The 16,501-nt window shown below is 68.3% G+C and carries 13 protein-coding genes; 7 read left to right on the forward strand and 6 right to left on the reverse strand.

The window, feature by feature from the left end; all coding sequences use genetic code 11:
• Window positions 1–44: 44 nt before the first annotated feature.
• Together ASF53_RS06725 and ASF53_RS06730 are read right to left on the reverse strand one after the other, a co-directional pair.
• Window positions 45–476, reverse strand: a complete 432-nt coding sequence (locus ASF53_RS06725; RefSeq protein WP_056195849.1) for a hypothetical protein — start codon at window positions 474–476, stop codon at window positions 45–47.
• 151 nt (window positions 477–627) lie between these two features.
• Window positions 628–2,775, reverse strand: a complete 2,148-nt coding sequence (locus tag ASF53_RS06730; RefSeq protein WP_056195854.1) for a S9 family peptidase — start codon at window positions 2,773–2,775, stop codon at window positions 628–630.
• A gap of 427 nt (window positions 2,776–3,202) precedes the next feature.
• Between ASF53_RS06730 and ASF53_RS06735 the strand changes: the two genes are divergently transcribed.
• The 3 genes from ASF53_RS06735 to ASF53_RS06745 all read left to right on the forward strand — a co-directional run bounded on the left by ASF53_RS06735 (window position 3,203) and on the right by ASF53_RS06745 (window position 4,947).
• A complete protein-coding gene (locus ASF53_RS06735) occupies window positions 3,203–3,640 on the forward strand; it encodes a Ros/MucR family transcriptional regulator (RefSeq protein WP_056195857.1) in 438 nt (145 codons plus the stop codon).
• A 151-nt stretch (window positions 3,641–3,791) separates the two neighbouring features.
• Window positions 3,792–3,986, forward strand: a complete 195-nt coding sequence (locus tag ASF53_RS06740) for a hypothetical protein (protein ID WP_056195860.1) — start codon at window positions 3,792–3,794, stop codon at window positions 3,984–3,986.
• Window positions 3,987–4,104: 118 nt separating this feature from the next.
• Complete coding sequence (locus ASF53_RS06745; RefSeq protein ID WP_056195863.1) at window positions 4,105–4,947, forward strand: DUF6456 domain-containing protein; 843 nt, start codon at window positions 4,105–4,107, stop codon at window positions 4,945–4,947.
• Window positions 4,948–4,986: 39 nt separating this feature from the next.
• On the opposite strand, the gene ASF53_RS06750 is transcribed toward ASF53_RS06745, so the two are convergent.
• The 3 genes from ASF53_RS06750 to ASF53_RS06760 form a co-directional block, all read right to left on the reverse strand.
• Window positions 4,987–5,415 carry a SufE family protein gene (locus ASF53_RS06750; protein ID WP_056195866.1) on the reverse strand — a complete coding sequence of 143 codons (429 nt, stop codon included), beginning with the start codon at window positions 5,413–5,415 and terminating at the stop codon, window positions 4,987–4,989.
• 87 nt (window positions 5,416–5,502) lie between these two features.
• Window positions 5,503–6,582, reverse strand: coding sequence for a sensor histidine kinase (locus ASF53_RS06755; RefSeq protein WP_056195868.1), 1,080 nt, complete (start codon window positions 6,580–6,582; stop codon window positions 5,503–5,505).
• A gap of 152 nt (window positions 6,583–6,734) precedes the next feature.
• Window positions 6,735–10,412 (reverse strand): PAS domain-containing protein, encoded by a 3,678-nt coding sequence (locus ASF53_RS06760; protein ID WP_056195870.1) that lies wholly within the window; start codon window positions 10,410–10,412, stop codon window positions 6,735–6,737.
• 678 nt (window positions 10,413–11,090) lie between these two features.
• On the opposite strand from ASF53_RS06760, the gene ASF53_RS06765 reads away from it, so the two are divergent.
• Window positions 11,091–11,600: a hypothetical protein gene (locus ASF53_RS06765; RefSeq protein WP_056195872.1), complete on the forward strand. Its 510-nt coding sequence runs from the start codon at window positions 11,091–11,093 to the stop codon at window positions 11,598–11,600.
• A gap of 99 nt (window positions 11,601–11,699) precedes the next feature.
• Window positions 11,700–11,864 (forward strand): hypothetical protein, encoded by a 165-nt coding sequence (locus tag ASF53_RS26245; RefSeq protein ID WP_200943171.1) that lies wholly within the window; start codon window positions 11,700–11,702, stop codon window positions 11,862–11,864.
• A gap of 46 nt (window positions 11,865–11,910) precedes the next feature.
• On the opposite strand, the gene ASF53_RS06770 is transcribed toward ASF53_RS26245, so the two are convergent.
• Window positions 11,911–12,351, reverse strand: a complete 441-nt coding sequence (locus ASF53_RS06770; RefSeq protein WP_056195874.1) for a VOC family protein — start codon at window positions 12,349–12,351, stop codon at window positions 11,911–11,913.
• 391 nt (window positions 12,352–12,742) lie between these two features.
• Here ASF53_RS06770 and ASF53_RS06775 point away from each other — a divergent pair, with 391 nt between their 5' ends.
• The gene (locus ASF53_RS06775; protein WP_056195879.1) at window positions 12,743–13,651 is read left to right on the forward strand and encodes a hypothetical protein; all 909 of its coding nucleotides are present in this window, start codon (window positions 12,743–12,745) and stop codon (window positions 13,649–13,651) included.
• Between the two features lie 79 nt (window positions 13,652–13,730).
• Window positions 13,731–16,367: an aminopeptidase N gene (pepN, locus tag ASF53_RS06780; RefSeq protein ID WP_056195883.1), complete on the forward strand. Its 2,637-nt coding sequence runs from the start codon at window positions 13,731–13,733 to the stop codon at window positions 16,365–16,367.
• The last annotated feature ends 134 nt before the right edge of the window (window positions 16,368–16,501 follow it).

Consider the following 16,501-nt stretch of genomic DNA (forward strand, 5'->3'; position numbering starts at 1 on the left):
CTCTCGCCCAGTGCAGTGAACGGGCGCTTAAAGACGAACCTTCGTTATGAAGCCTTGCGCACGACAAGGCCGGGAATGGCCTTGCCCTTCTCGCCGAACATCTCCTGCGCCTTGCGGCAGCTCTCATCGACGTTCTTCCGGTAGGCTTCGGTGTAGCCCATGCTGCGCATGAGCAATTCGCCCTTCGAGATAGCGTCGAGATCGACGCCCATCGCCGAGACCACCGCCTTGAACCGCTCGTAATCGGGCTGCGCCTCCTTGCAGGATTCGCCGACGAAGCGGACGAGCCCGGCGAGCTTGGCGGCATTCGCCTCCTGGCGCTCCTGCGCGGTCTGCGGCGCCTTCGGGGCAGCGTCCGGAGCGGGGCTGGCGGCCTCAGGCGCGGACTTGGCGATGTCGGGCGCGGCCGGCGCCTCGGCCCCGGCGGCGAGCGGCCATGCGAACAGAATCGCGGCGGCGAGCGCGAGATGCTTCATCGTGTTTCTCCCTGGGCGTCGTGCTTGATTATTATTTTGAACTTATTTTTCGTCGGACCAGCATAGCAAAGGCGCAGGTTTTGTTCTGCCCTCTTCGCAAAGCTTTGTCGAAGCGCCGGCCGCGACAGGTCGCGGCCGGCATAGATCAGGATCAGACCGACTTGGCTGCGCGTCCCGCTGCCATCAGCGCGAAGGCGTAGATCAGGCCGACCTCCTCCAGGCGGTCGAACCGCCCGGCGGCGCCGCCATGCCCGGCCTCCATGTTGATCTTCATGAGGACCGGGCCGCCGCCGGTCATGGTGGCGCGCAGCCGCGCCACCCATTTGGCCGGCTCCCAATAGGTCACGCGCGGATCGGTGAGGCCGCCGAGCGCGAGGATTGCCGGATAGGCTTTGGCGGCGACGTTGTCGTAGGGCGAGTAGGCGAGGATCGTCTTGAACGCCTCCTCGCTCTCGGCCGGGTTGCCCCATTCGGGCCATTCCGGCGGCGTCAGCGGCAGATCCGCGTCGAGCATGGTGTTGAGCACATCGACGAAGGGCACGTCGGCGACGATGCCAGCGAACAGCTCCGGCGCGAGGTTGGCGGCCGCCCCCATCAGCATGCCGCCCGCGCTGCCGCCATGGGCGACGATGCGCCCCTGCGCGGTGTAGCCGGCCTCGATCAGGGCCCGGCCGCAGGCGACGAAATCGGTGAAGGTGTTGGGCTTCTTCTCGCGCTTACCCTCGAGATACCAGTTCCAGCCCTTCTCCGTACCGCCGCGGACATGGGCGATGGCGTAGACGAAGCCGCGATCGACGAGGCTGAGCAGGTTGGTACGGAAGCCCGCCGGCATCAGCGTGCCGTAGGAGCCGTAGCCGTAGAGCAGCAGCGGTGCCGAGCCGTCGAGACTGAGCCCGCGACGGTGCAACAGCGAGATCGGCACGGTCTCGCCATCGGGCGCGGTCGCGAACAGGCGCCGGGTCACGTAGTCGGCGGGCTCGTGGCCGCTCGGGACGCTCTGGCGCTTGCGCAGGATGCGAGCGCGGGTAACGCAATCGTAGTCGTAGGTCTCGGCCGGCGTCGTCATCGACGAGTAGCTGAAGCGGATCCGCGCCGTCTCGAACTCGTAGCCGGGCAGCAGTCCGAGCGAATAGGCTTCCTCGGCAAAGGAGACGGTGTGCTCCTCGCCCTTCATGTCGCGCACGACGATGCGCGGCAGGGCATTCTCCAGTTCGAGCCGCACAAGGTGGTTGCCGAGCACGTGGAGGTGCCGGATCATCACGCCGGGCCGATACGGCACCGCATCGCGCCAGTTCTCGCGCGTCGTGGCGTCGAGAGGGCAGGTGACGATCTTGAAGTCCACCGCGCCGTCGGCATTCGTCAGGATGACGAGGTACGAGCCCCAATGCTCGACCGAGTAGATCAGCCGCTCCTCGCGGGGCGCGACGCAGGCCAGAGCGCCCTCGTCGTCGGCGCGGTCGAGCAGGTAGACCTCCGATGTCTCGTGGTCGCTCGCCGTGACGGTGAGGTAGGTGCCCGACTGGGTGCGGCCGATATTCACGAAGAAGCCCGGATCGGCTTCCTCGTAGACGGTCGTGTCCTCCGCCTGATCAGTGCCGAGGCGGTGGCGCATGACGCGGGCCGGACGGTGGTTCTCGTCGAGCGCCACGTAGAAGAAGGCGGTGCCGGCCGCGTTCCACACCGCCTCGCCCGCGGTCGACTCGACCCGCTCCGCGCGGTCCGCGCCGGTGTCGAGGTCGCGCACGCGGATGGTGTGGAGTTCCGAGCCCTTGGTGTCGACGCCCCAGGCGAGTAGGCGGTGGTCGTCGGAATGCGCCGCCCCGGCGATCTCGAAGAAGGCGAGCCCCTCCCCTTCCCGGTCGCCGTCGAGCAGGATCTGTTCACCGATCTCGCCATCCTCCGGCTCCTCGGCGATGCGGTGGACGGTGCGCGGACGGCGACAGACCAGCGGATGCTGCCCGCCCTCGCGGTGGCGGGAATAATAGGCAAAGGGGCCGTCGGGCTCGGGCACCGAGGCATCGTCCTCGCGGATGCGCCCGCGCATCTCGGCGACCAGCGTCTTGCGCAAGTCGGCCGCACCGCTGAGCGCCGCCTCGGCATAGGCGTTCTCGGCCTCGAGATAGGCGCGGATGTCAGGGGCCAGCGCCGAGGGGTCCTTCAGCACCGCGCGCCAGTTCTCGGCCTTGAGCCACGCGAACGGGTCTTCGACGCGCTGCCCGAAGAGGTCGAAGGAATGAGGGCGCGTCTCGGCAACGGGTGCCTCGGGCGGCAGGGCGAAGGGGGGTGGCTCGAAGGTCATCGCCGGACTCCGGTGGGAACGCATTGTGCACGTCATAGAACAACGCGTGAGAATGCCAGGCGGTGTGCCGCGCGGCGGCCGTGGCCGCAAGGCTCGCCAATGCGCCGTCCTCGCGTCATCCCGTAAGCGCCGCGCACCTGCCATCGCAGCGCAGCGGCTCTCCCCCTGGAAGCGATGTCGAGCATTCACGTCAAATTGTGCACGTCCCGGATGGCGATGGGTCCGTTCAGTTGTGCATACCGGTCCTGTCTTGCAGGTCTAATTTGGATGATCTAGGTAGAACCCGTGACTGCGGGGGCGTCACGCCAAACCGAAATCAAGCGGCACCATTGCACAGGCCGATACGTACCTGTCCGTTTCCGTCTTCACAAAGGATGATGGACCGGATCGATTGCGCGCGATGCACCGCCAAGGGACAACCACGAACATGAACGAAACCGAGACGCCGGTCGATTACGTCGCTCTCACGGCCGACATCGTGGCCGCTTATGTGAGCAACAATCCGGTGCCGGCCGCCGAACTTGCCGGTCTGATCGGCAGCATCCACGGCGCCCTGATCCAGGTCGGAACCGGCCGGGCCGCCGCGCCCCAGCCCGCGGCCCAGGAAGCACTCCAGCCGGCCGTGCCGGTCAAGAAGTCGATCCAGCCGGACTATCTCGTCTGCCTGGAAGATGGGCGGACCTTCAAGTCGCTCAAGCGGCATCTGCGCGCGAAATACAACCTCTCCCCCGAGCAGTATCGCGCCAAGTGGGGCCTCCCGCCCGACTACCCGATGGTGGCGCCGAACTATGCCAAGGCCCGCTCCGACCTCGCCAAGGCGATCGGCCTCGGACAGGTGCGGCCGGGCTACGACGCGGCCGCCTGAGGTTTTTTGCCGGCTCGGCTCTCACGCAAAGCCCGCTGCGCCACCCTGTTCAGGGCCGGCGCAGCGGCGGTTCGTCCGGGTCGAGATTGACGAATCGGGTTATCAACAACAAAGTCGTGGAACGGCGCAACCTCTGCTGCATTGCCTCCACATGAACAACGATAGCCCCTCCGAACAACTTGCCAAGACTAATGAAGCGCTCGCCGAGTGGGCCGCCCGCTCAGCCTGCGACAGTGACCGTCTGATCGATCGCTTCGAGCAGATGGGATACGCGGTGCGCGGCAAGTCCGAGGAAGAGATCGCCGAGATCCTCAAGAAGCCGCCGACGCAGCCATCTCGGGCCTGAAAGCGCCCGAAACCGACAGCGTGACGGTGCAACCAGAGGCGGCACCAAACTCTGTCAAGACTTGTATTAGGACGATTTTCCCTTAGCCTCCCGAAGCGGTTCCGGTTCGGGTGGTGTGATGTCTAAAGAACAAAACATGAACAATGCGGGCGGTCTCGGACGCGAGGCCGAACGCCTGCTGGCGGCTTTGGCGCCCGAGGGTGCCTACGCCTCCCCTGATCCGAGTGCGCCGGAAACGCTGATCGTGCGCAGCGGCGGACGTGGGGTGTCGCTGGGTGCCGGGCGTTTCCCGGTACGTGCCGGCGAAGCGCTGGTGGCGGCGGATCTCGCGTCGCGAGACGATGGTCGGCGCAACCGGCTGGTCATCGGGGCGGCCGGGCGCGCCCGTTTGCGGCGGGCGGAAATCGGCGGGCCGGACAGCTTCCGGATGCAGCACCTCGCCGTGGTCCGGGAGCGTACGGGCGATGGGGAACGCGTGCGGGACACGGCGGAGAGCCCGCTTGCCTGGATGGCGCGGCGGCGCGGTCGCGACGGGGAGCCGATGATCAATGCGGCGGCCTTCGCGGCGGGCGAGCGGCTGCGCCACGACCTCGCCTCGGCGCAGATGATGCCGCAACTCTCGACCGATTGGACCGCCCCGCGGGTCGATGGCGGCGGCCCGCGCGATCCGAGCTCGGGTTCCGACCGGGTCATCGCCGCACGCCAGCGGGTGGATCTCGCCCTGGCGGCGGTGGGCTCGGATCTCTCGGGGCTTCTGATCGACCTGTGCGGGTTTCTCAAAGGTCTCGAACGGATCGAGGCGGAGCGACGCTGGCCGGCCCGGTCCGCCAAGGTGGTGGCCCGGATCGCCCTCGGGCGGCTCGCCGAGCATTACGGCATCGCGCGTGAGGCGACGGGGCCGGAGCGGGCCCGTACCCGCGCTTGGCGCCTCCCGACGGACCAGCCGCCGGCCTCGTCCTGAGAGCTGTCGCCCCGCGCGTCGGTCAGGTCTCGCGGCGGGTCAGTTCGGCGTTCCCAGGCGGCCCGCATCCTTCCGGATGCGGTCCACCATCGCGCGCACGCCGTTCGAGCGCTTCGATGTGATGTGCGATCCGAAATCGAGGCGCTTGAGCAAATCGAAGCCGTCGGCCCGGATCGCCTCGTCCGGCGTCTTGCCCTCGTAGAGCGCCACCATCAGCGCCACGAAGCCCTTCACGATATGGGAATCGCTGTCCCCCTCGAGCTTCAGCGCCGGGTGACCCGCGTCGTCCTTCAGAGAGACGTCGATCCACACCTGGCTCTCGCAGCCGGAGACGCGATTGTCCTCGACCTTCGCCGCTTCCGGCATTTTCGGCATCAGCTTACCGAGTTCGATCACATACTCGTAGCGATCCATGGGGTCGTCGAGGATCTCGAAATTCTCGATGATGGTGTCGAGGTCGGGGAGCATGGCACTCGCGTTCAGGAGCGTCGGAAATCGAACCCGATATAGCGATCGCAAGCCGCGGCCGCGAGGCACCCGCCTGCGCCGATTGCGTCAGCTTAAGGAGGGCGAAAGCGTCGGGGGTACGTAGGCGCGGGCCTCGGGCAGTTGCAGGAGAAGCGGGTCGGCCTCCGTCGCCGTTCCGCTGACCGCGATCTCGGCCTGTGCGGCATAGGCGGCGATGAGACGGGGACCGAGCTTCGGCACGCCCTCCCGCCCCGCGGCGGCGGCTTCGCCGGACCCGGAGACCACCGAGAGACGCACCGGCGCACCGGCCTCGGCATTGATGCGGATCGTGATGCCGCAGGTCACCGTCTCCGTGGTGGCATCGAGGCATTCCGCGACGACCTCGGCCACGATCATGCCGAGCGCGTTGGCGGTGCGCGGCTCGACGAGGCTCGTTCCGTCCCCCTCGACGCTCACGCCGATCCGCCCGGCCCGGCGCAACTGCCCGAGTCCGGAGGCGAGCCGGTGAAGATAGTCGCGCAGATCGATCGAGGCGATGTGCGGCGCCTCGTGCAGATGCTGCTGCACCAGGGCGATCGCCCGCACCCGCTGGCCCAGGGCATCGAAACTGCCGCGGCAGGCTTCCGGCGCGGCGCGGCCATAGAGGCCGATCAGACTCACCATCACCTGGAGGTTGTTGCGCACCCGGTGATAGATTTCCGCCAGCAGCGTCTCCTTCTCGACCAGGGCGCGCTCGGCATGCTCCTCGGCGTTCTTCCGATCGGTGATGTCGAAGCACGAGCCGAGATAGCCGTGGAAGACGCCGTTCTCCTCGAGCGGGCGACCGGTATCGAGGAGCCAGCGATAGGCTCCGTCGTGGCGGCGCAGACGAAACTCCACGGTGAAGGGAAGGCGCGACTCGAAGGCCTTCTCGACGATCTCGGCGTGGCGCCGGAAATCGTCCGGGTGCACCCCTCCGCGCCAGCCGTCGGCGATCTCCTCGGCGAGGGGGCGGCCGGTGAACTGGAGCCAGCACTCGTTGTGATAGGTCGAGCGCCCGCTCTCATCCGTACGCCACATCATCAGCGGAACGTGGTCGGCGAACCGGCGAAAGCCGTCGCCGAGGTCGAACGGGGTCTCCGCCCCGCTATTCCCCGAAAGGCCGCCCTGTGGCGTGTCAGCACCCATACCGCTCGTCTGTTCGCTTACCGCAGCCTGGAAACGACGTACTCTTCGCGCCGGTCAACGTGCGCGGTGTTGGGCCGTTCCGGGCCTTCCACAAGTCGATGTGTCCTGTCGGACGGAAAAGCCCCCGTTACAAGCCACGGTCAGGCCAAGTTTCACGAAAGCTCCATCATCTCACGGATGCGTGCGGCGAGCCGCTCAACCGGAAACGGCTTGGTGATCATCTGCATGTCCGGATCGAGCCGGCCGCCGCCGAAGGTCGCGTTCTCGGCATATCCCGTCATGAACAGCACCCTTAGCCCGGGCCGCAGGGCGCGGGCGTGGTCGGCGAGTTGGCGTCCGTTGAGGCCGGGCAGGCCGACATCGGTGACCAGAAGGTCGATCCGGGCGGACGATCGCACGATCTCCAGGCCGGAGGGCCCATCCGGCGCCTCGATCGCGCGGAAGCCGAGTTCGCGCAGCACCTCGACCACGAGGTCGCGCACCACCGGCTCGTCCTCGACCACGAGCACCGTCTCGTTCCGCTCCGTGCGCGCCGGCTCGGGCGGCGAGGCCGCCGGGCGCTCGGACGGCAGCGCGCCGCGGTAGCGGGGCAGGTAGATCGTCACCGTCGTCCCCCGGCCGGGCTCGGACACGATCCGGGCATGCCCCTCCGACTGGCGGGCGAACCCGTAGATCATCGACAGGCCGAGGCCGGTCCCCATGCCGAGGGGCTTGGTCGTGAAGAACGGCTCGAAGGCCCGGGCGGCAACCTCCGGCGGCATGCCGTGGCCCGTATCGGTGACGCGGATGCAGACATAAGCACCTTCGCGGGCGCCCGAATGCAGGGTCAGATCGGCGGGCCCCAGACGGGTGTTACCGGTTTCGACGACGAGCCGGCCGCCCTCCGGCATGGCGTCGCGCGCATTGATGGCGAGGTTGAGCACCGCGTTCTCGAGCTGGTGCGGATCGCAGAGCGTGGGCCAGAGGCCCTCCGTCGCGACGATGTCGAGATGGACCTGCTCGGGGAGCGCGCGCCGCAGCATCTCCTCCATGCCGGCCAGCAGCCCATTCACGTCGACGGGCTTCTGTTCGAGCGGCTGGCGCCGGGCGAAGGCGAGCAGGCGATGAGTCAGCGACGCGGCACGGTGGGCCGAGGCGAGGGCCGCCCCGGCATAGCGTTCCAGGGTGTCGATGCGGCCCTGGGAGATGCGGGTCTGCATCAGGTCGAGCGAACCGATGATGCCCGTGAGGAGGTTGTTGAAGTCGTGGGCGATGCCCCCGGTCAATTGGCCGACCGCCTCCATCTTCTGCGCCTGCCGCAACTGCTCCTCGGCGAGGCGCTGGTCGGTGATGTCGCGGCCGACGACATGGAAGCAGCCGCCCTCGGGCACCGCCGTCCACATCACGGTGCGGCGGCGCCCGTCCTTGCTGAGGATCCGATCGACGAAATCGGTGACCTGCTCGCTCCCGGCGAGCCGTGCCAGCACGGCTCCGGTGCCGGAACGGTCCTCGGGGTCGATGAAATCGAGGAGCGGACGTTCGAGCAACTCCCGCTCGCTCCAGCCGAGCAGGCGTCCCCAGGCCGGATTGACGCTGCGGAGGTGACCGTCGGGGCCGGCCGTCCCCATCAGGTCGTTCGTGGTCTGCCAGAGACGATCGCGCTCGCGTGTGCGCTCGCCGACCTCGCGCTCCAGCATCGCCTCGATGCGCTTGGCGTCCGAGATGTCGGTGACGAACAGGTAGGCCCCTTCGGTCGAGCCGTCCGGCATCGGCCGCGGCAGGTAGCGGATGTCGGCGATGCGCGGGCTGCCGTCCCGGCGCGGCCAGGCCCGCTCGGCCCGGACCTCGCGACCGGCACGGGCGCTGTCGAAGCGTGGCCGCGCCTCGGCGAAAGCTCCGGGCCCGATCAGCGCAGCGAGCGTCTGCCCGACCGACTCCGCCGGGGCGACGTCGAACCAGTCGGCGCTGGCCGCATTGGCGAAGCGGCACACCCCGTCCGCATCGAACAGGGCGATGAGGACCGGCAGCGAATCGGCGACCAGGCGCAGTTCGCGGGCATTCGCGTGCTCGGCCTGCTCGGCGCGGGCGCGGTCGGCGGCATGCCCGACGCGCTGGGCGACATCCTCGACCAGCCCGATCTCCTCGGCGCGCCAGGCCCGCGGCTGCGACTCGTGCAGGTAGAGGATCGCCCGCAGCCGCCCCTCGCGGATCAGCGGCACGACGACGAGAGACCGGCAACCGATGGAATCCCACGTCGCCGCGTAATCGCGCCCGGCTCGGAGGTCGGCGTAGCAATCCTCCACCACGAGGGTGAGCCCGGCCCGCAGCTCCGCGATCACCGCCGGACCGAACCCGTCGAGGATGCGCGACGTGCCCGCGAGGCTCGGCACCGACGGGTCGCGGGTCCAGTCGCGCTCGACCCGCACGATCTCGCCGGCCTCGTCGATCTCGCCGTAGCCGGCCCGCGCCACGCCGACATGGGCGCCGAGCGTCGCGGCCGCGGCGAGCGTCACCGTCTGCGGATCATCCGCCTCCCGCAGCCGGTCGTTCAGGCCGAGGAGGAAGACTTGGCGTTGTTCCGCGAGCTTGCGGTCGTGGATATCGGTGCAGGTGCCGAACCAGCGCACGATCCGCTCATCCGCATCGCGCACCGGCTGCGCCCGGCCGAGTACCCAGCGGTAGAGGCCGGATCGGTGCCGCAGGCGATACTCGATCTGATAGTTTTCGCCCGTGGCGAGGGCATGCTGCCAATCCACCCAGGCCCGTTCCCGGTCATCGGGATGGATCATCCCGCTCCAGGCCTCGCCGTCGGTCTTGCCGACGGGGACGCCGGTGAACGCGTACCAGCGCTCGTTGTAGAAGTCGTGGTAGCCGTCGGCTCGCGTCGACCAGATCATCTGATCGACCGAGTTGATGATGCCGCGGAAGCGGTCCTGGCTGTCGCGAAGCGCCTGCTCGATGCGCTTGCGCTCGGTGATATCGAAGCTGACGCCGGGAAAGTGGCGCGGCGTCCCGTCCTCGCCGAGCGTACAGCGCCCCTGCGCGGCGACCCAGCGGATGCTGCCGTCCCCCTGAACGAGGCGGTACTCCGCATCGAACCGCCCGCCCGTGCCGAGCACCGCCTCGATGCTCGATCGCAGGCTTGGCAGGTCGTCGGGATGCACCCCGGAAAAGAATGCGCCGATGGGCGCCCCGTCCGCCGCCATCTCCGGATCGACGCCGTAGAGCGCGGCAAAGCGCGGATCGGCGGTGACGCGATCGGCCGTCACGTCCCAATCCCAGATTCCGATGCTGCCACCGGCCGAGAGCGCCATCTCCAGGCGCTCGTCGCTGCGGCGACGCGCCCGCTCGGCCAGCACCTCGGCCGTCGTTTCCGCCGTGACGCAGATCATGCCGTTGATCCGGCCCGCATCGTCTCGCACCGGCGAATAGGTGAAGCTCCACCAGCTCTCCTCGGGCACGCCGTAGCGATCCATGAGGAGCGGCAGGTTGCGCTGGGCGACGCTTTCGCCGCGCAGCGCGGCATCGACCAAGGGGCCGATATCCTCCCACAGGTCGGCCCAGATCTCGCGAAACCGCGCACCGAGCGCCCGGGGCAAGCGATCGCCGAAGACCGGCCGGTAGGCATCGTTGAAGAAGGAAATCCCTTCGGGGCCCCAGGCGAGGAACATCGCGGCGGGGCAGGCCAGCATCGTCGCCAGCGTCGTGCGGAGAGAAACCGGCCAATCCTCCAGCGGACCGAGCGGCGTGTCCGCCCAAGGGTACGCCAGGATCTCACGGCCCGTCTGCCCGCCCTCCTCGAGGAAGCGCAGGGACGCCGGCACGCCCTCGCCGGTGGGCATGCGGGTCATCGAACGACCCTCGGCCGGCCGTGGACGCAATCTGAACCGGGGACGGGCACGGCGGCTGCGGACCGATGGGACAGAGAGGGCGCCTTCACCGACAGGTCCCTTGTGAAGGGCCACTTCATCGAAGGCTCCTGAAGGCTGTGCATCGAATCGTTGCGGCGGATCAATGCGGATCTCGCCGAAACACGCTCTGTGAACCCTCGTTCGGACACGGGCAGGGGGGCAGACGGTTCCGGCATGTTGGATGTCACGTACAACAAATGTGGTATTCGCTGCATTGCCGAAGATTGAAGCTGCCTCATCCCGCACGAAACCTAGTCTTTTTTTGCATTGCAATAAGTTGGATCGATCCTAATCAGCGAATCAGCTCATGAAATGTCGTCGAGGTGCTTGCCTCATGCGGCGAGACGTGCATTCTACCCCTCGTCCGTATCAGACCCGGCGAGAGAGCCCAGTTCGGCCCGCGTTGCCGTTCATGGCGTCGAGGAGCGACCGCCCCCGGAAGCTTCGAGGCACAATCCCGCAGGGGTTGGACGATCTGGAGGGTGGCGCTCCGGCACCGCTCCGAAGGACCTTCCAAGCCGGCCCAGGCGCCGGGAGGTCCCCAGGAACCCATGACAGAGGGGGGCGCGAAGTGCTGGCAGCGGGCATTTCGAATGCCCGGACGTCGTGGGGAGCCTGATGAACACGGACGATTTCGCCTACGATTTCGACGCGCCCGATTCGGACTGGAACTACGAGCCGTCGCGGGCCGATCTGTTCCGGCAGATCGATGCACCACTCTATACCACCGATGCCAATGGCTGGCTGACCTACTACAACGAGGCCGCCGCAGGGCTTTGGGGGTTCCGCCCCGTGATCGGCAAGGCGCGCTGGTGCGGGGCGTGGCGGCTGTTCGAGGCGGACGGTGCGCCGCTGCCGCACGACCTGTCGCCAATGGCGCTCACCCTCAGAGGCGCGCGCGCCGTGCGCGGTCTCCAGATCGGCCTCGAACGGCCGGATGGGAGCCGGATGGCGTTCATGCCTTACCCAACCGCCTTGCGCGACGAGACGGGCGCCGTGGTGGGGGGATGCAATATCCTCCTCGCCGTGGAGCGTTCGAGCTTGCGCGTCCCGCTCCGCGGGGGGCTCCAGGGCCGGCCGACGCTGCGCGCCGCCCAACTCGCGAGCATGCACAGATGTTCGGCGTGAGGTTGCCGCGCCGGCCCCAGCGATCCACCTCGTTCGAGCGGAGCGGTCCGCTCGATGTCTCGCCGGATCGCCTTGCCGCCTGAGAAACAGGAGGAAGCCATGTCGGTCGATACCAACTGGAGCCTCGACGCCGTCCAGAGCCTGCGCAGCATGGCCCGCGAAGGCGTACCCGTCTCCGTCATCAGCCTGCGGCTGAAGCGGCCGGTCGATGCGGTCTGCGCCAAGCTCGCCGAACTCGGCATCACGCCCAAGCTCGAAGCGTGACCGGACGGGCGCCGGGGCATCGTGCCCGGGCGCCCCCATGTCGGAGTTACCAGGTTCCGGTGTTCTCCATGGAGGCCCACGGCTCCTGCGGCGGCTTCGCTCCGCCCTTTTGCAGGATCTCGATGGAAATGCCGTCGGGCGAGCGCACGAAGGCCATGTACCCGTCGCGCGGCGGCCGGTTGATGGTCACGCCCGCCTCCTTCAGCCGCTGGCAGAAGGCGTAGATGTCATCGACCTGATAGGCGAGGTGCCCGAAATTGCGCCCGCCGGAATAGGTCTCCGGATCCCAATTGTAGGTCAGCTCGATCAGCGGCGACTTCGTCGCCGCGGCCCGCTCGACATCCCCCGGAGCGGCGAGGAAGACGAGGGTGAAGCGGCCCTTCTCGTTCTCGACCCGCCGGACCTCCTTGAGCCCGAAGGCATCGATGTAGAAGGCGAGCGCGCGGTCGAGGTCCGCCACGCGAACCATCGTGTGCAAGTATTCCATGGCCACACCGGATGATGACAGGGATGGCCGGCTATCTGGCCCGGCGCGCATACCCGTCAACAGGGCGGCCGATCAGGAACCCGCGCGCCCTGTCGGAACGTGGCGGCGAAACGGCAATTGCCGCCCGAAATAACATACATTTGATAAATCGCCCCTGGTGTGGCAATTGATCGAGCCGGTCGCGCTCGCTATCGAACATCGTAAGATTTACGTCAGATCAAAGTAAAATGATATTGAAAAACGAAAGACAGTCTTTCGAAACTGATTTGGCGCCCGGACATATTGGCGTTCCCGAGATCTTCTCTTGCCGGAAATTGTATCCGGCACATTTCGCTTCGCCCCTGCCTGCGCTGATGATGGAATCCGGCACGCCGCGACCGGGGGACGGCGCATGAGGACCGGCTCGGTCATCCCGGGGATCGGCGACGTCGAACACGCGACGCCCGAGCAGATCCTGGCCCATCCCGACTTCGCCGAGGCGCGCCGCGTCTTCGTCTCGGAACATGCCAAGGTCTACGAAGCCGGCGTGTTTCCCGCCAAGTTCGGCGCCGATGCCGGGCGGGTGACGACCCTGGCCATCATCGTCTGCCAGCATGCCAATTACGATCCGGCGGACCGGGCGACCTGGCCGACGCTGAGCCAGCTCAAGGAGACGGTCGCCCGTTTCGGCTTCGCCAGCCCGAGGCTGATCGACAGCTTCGTCGCGCGCCTCGTGCAGACCAACTATCTCGAACTCCGGCAGCAGCCTGGGGACAGCCGCGTGCGTCTCCTGTTTCCGACCGAGCGACTCCTGGCCTGGGATCGCGAGTGGAAGGCTGCCCATTACGCACCGCTCGACGTTCTCTATCCCGATCCGGGTTTCGAGCCGGCGCGGCAGCGCGACTTGGCGTTCCAGGCGGCCCACGCCCGGTCCGCTGTCGCCGCCTTCGACGCGATCATCGCCATGATGTGGAGCAACCTCGAGATCATCGTCTTTCTCAGCAGCACCAGCGCACTGATCATCCTGCTGGCGCTCTCGGAGATGGGCGGCAGCGACCCGGCGAGCCGCATCCGCGGATCGGATCTCATCCATCTCGCGCCGCGCTTCGCGGTCTCCGGCAGCCATGTGCGCAACATCCTGACCGTTGCGCAGGAGCGGAATTTCCTCGTCCGCTCGGGGCCCCGCAACACCTACATCCACCTCACCCCGCACTGGGTTGCCGCCTTCGATCGTTTCATCGCGGGCAGCCTGGCGCAAAGCGACCTGACCTACCGGCTCGCCCTTCGGCATCAGGCGAAACAGGCAGCCGCGGCGGCCTGATCGATCCGCAACGGATTCCGCTCGGCGGGGATCGCCTCTAGAAGACGGGACGCTTTTCCCGACGGCGAGCCCCAGACCGATGCGCACCGAGACGCCCCCGACCGTTCGCCTCGAAGATTACCGCCCGAGCGACCACCTGATCGACCGGGTTGAACTCGACGTGCGCCTCGACCCGCACGACACCCGCGTGACCGCGACCCTCGCGCTACGCCCGAATCCGGCGGGCCGTGCGGGCGCGTCCCTCGTTCTCGACGGCGACAACCTCACGCTGCTGGCGCTCGAACTCGACGGGCAGGCGCTGGCGTCGGACGCCGTCCGGGCCGATGCCTCGGGCCTGACGCTGCACACGCCCCCGCCGCGTCCGTTCACCCTGCGGATCGAGACGCGGCTCGACCCCACCGCCAACACCCGATTGATGGGCCTCTACCGCTCCGGCGGCGTCTACTGCACCCAGTGCGAGGCCGACGGCTTCCGGCGGATCACCTACTTCCTCGACCGGCCGGACGTGCTGTCGGTCTACACCACCCGCATCGAGGCGGAGCGGGAAGCCGCCCCGGTCCTGCTCGGCAACGGCAATCCGGTCGAGGCCGGCACGGTGCCGGGCACGGACCGGCATTACGCGGTCTGGCACGACCCGCTGCCCAAGCCCGCCTACCTGTTCGCCCTGGTGGGCGGGCGGCTCGACCGGGTGGCGAAGTCCTTCACCACCATGGAGGGCCGCGCGGTCGAGATCGCGGTCTATGTCGAGCCGGGCAAGGCGGACCGGGCCGCCTACGCGCTCGACGCGGTGGAACGGTCCATGGCCTGGGACGAGACCGCGTTCGGCCGCGCCTACGACCTCGACGTGTTCAACGTCGTCGCTGTCTCCGATTTCAACATGGGGGCGATGGAGAACAAGGGCCTCAACATCTTCAACGACAAATACGTGCTCGCCAGCCCCGAGACCGCAACCGACGCCGACTATGCGGCGATCGAGGCGATCATCGCCCACGAGTATTTCCACAACTGGTCGGGCAACCGCGTCACCTGCCGCGACTGGTTCCAGCTCTGCCTCAAGGAGGGCCTGACCGTCTTCCGCGACCAGGAATTCTCCTCCGACATGCGCTCGCGCCCCGTCCACCGGATCGCCGAGGTGCGCAACCTGCGCGCCCGCCAATTCCCGGAGGATGCCGGGCCGCTCGCCCACCCGGTGCGGCCGAAGCAATATGCCGAGATCAACAACTTCTACACGGCGACCGTCTACGAGAAGGGCGCCGAGATCGTGCGGATGCTGCGCACCCTGATCGGCGAGACCGCGTTCCGCGCCGGCATGGACCGCTACTTCGCCGACAACGACGGCACCGCCGCCACCGTCGAGGATTTCCTCGCCGCCTTCGCGGCGGTGACGGGCCGCGACCTCTCGCGCTTTGCCGAATGGTACGAGCGGCCGGGCACGCCGCGGGTCGCCGTCTCCGGCAGCTACGACGCGGCCGCCCGGACCTACCGCCTCACCTTCCGCCAGACGCGGCCCGGCGCCGGGGCGGATGCGCCGCCCCTCGTCATCCCGATCGACCTCGGCCTCGTGGGGGCAGACGGCCCCCTCGACGGCGCCCGCGCCGAGCGGATCGAGAACGGCGTGTTCGTGCTCGAGACGGCCGAGGATGCCGTGACCTTCGAGAATGTCGCCGCGGAACCCGTGCCGTCGCTGTTTCGCGCCTTCTCCGCACCGATCCGCGTCGAGAGCACCCTCGACGCCGCCGCCCGCCTGACCCTGCTGCGCCACGATCCCGATAGCTTCAACCGGTGGGAGGCGGCCCAGCGCATCGCCCTCGGACTCATGACGGCGCAGGTGCGCAGTGAGCCGGCCGCGCATGCGGGCGCCGACGACTTCGTGGCTGCCCTCGGCGTCTTCCTCGATGCGGAGGCCCTGCGCGACCCGGCCTTCGCCGCACAGGTTCTGGCCCTGCCGAGCGAGGGCGACCTCGCCGACGAGATCGGAACGGAGATCGATCCGGACGCCATCTTCCGCGCGCGCCGCGATCTGCGCCGCCGCCTCGGCACGGGCTTGCGGGCGCGGCTCCTGAGCCTCCGCGAGGCGCTGGCCGAGCCGGCGGGCACCCCGTTCTCGCCCGACGCGGCCGCGGCCGGGCGGCGGGCCCTGCGCAACGCCGCCCTCGACCTGATCGCCGCCGCCGACCCGGAGGCCGGCACGGCTCTGGCGCAGGCGCAGATCGCGCAGGCGACCAACATGACCGACCGGCTCGCCGGGCTTGCCACCCTCGCGCTCCTGCCGGGCGAGGCGCGGGAGGCGGCGCTGTCCGCCTTCGCCGAGCGCTACGCGGGCGAGCCTTTGGTGCTCGACAAGTGGTTCGCGATCCAGGCGATGATCCCCGAGGACGGGACGGTGGCGCGCATCCGCCGCCTTCAGGGCCACCCGGCCTTCGCCATGACGAACCCGAATCGAGTGCGCTCCCTCGTCGGCAGCTTCAGCCTCGCCAACCCGACCCAGTTCAACCGCGCGGACGGGACCGGCTACGCCCTCGTGGCCGAGACCGTGCTGGCGCTCGACGGCACCAATCCGCAGGTCGCCGCACGCCTGATGACCGCCTTCGGCCCCTGGCGGCGCCTCGAACCGGGGCGCCGGGCGGCGGCGGAGACGGCCCTGCGTCGCATCGCGGCCACGCCCGGACTTTCTCGTGATGTGACCGATATCGGCACACGTAGCTTGGCCGGCTAGTTAAGGGATTGTTGAGGAAAGCGTTTCGGCGGCGCGCGGCTCTTCCGGGCCGCGCGGTGTCAATTCTCCACCCCAAAAACGGCGTGGACAAACGCCGGCCCGCGATGTCCATTGTGAATACGATTCGAAGCAGC

The organism is Methylobacterium sp. Leaf123 (assembly GCF_001423405.1).
Taxonomy (GTDB): domain Bacteria; phylum Pseudomonadota; class Alphaproteobacteria; order Rhizobiales; family Beijerinckiaceae; genus Methylobacterium.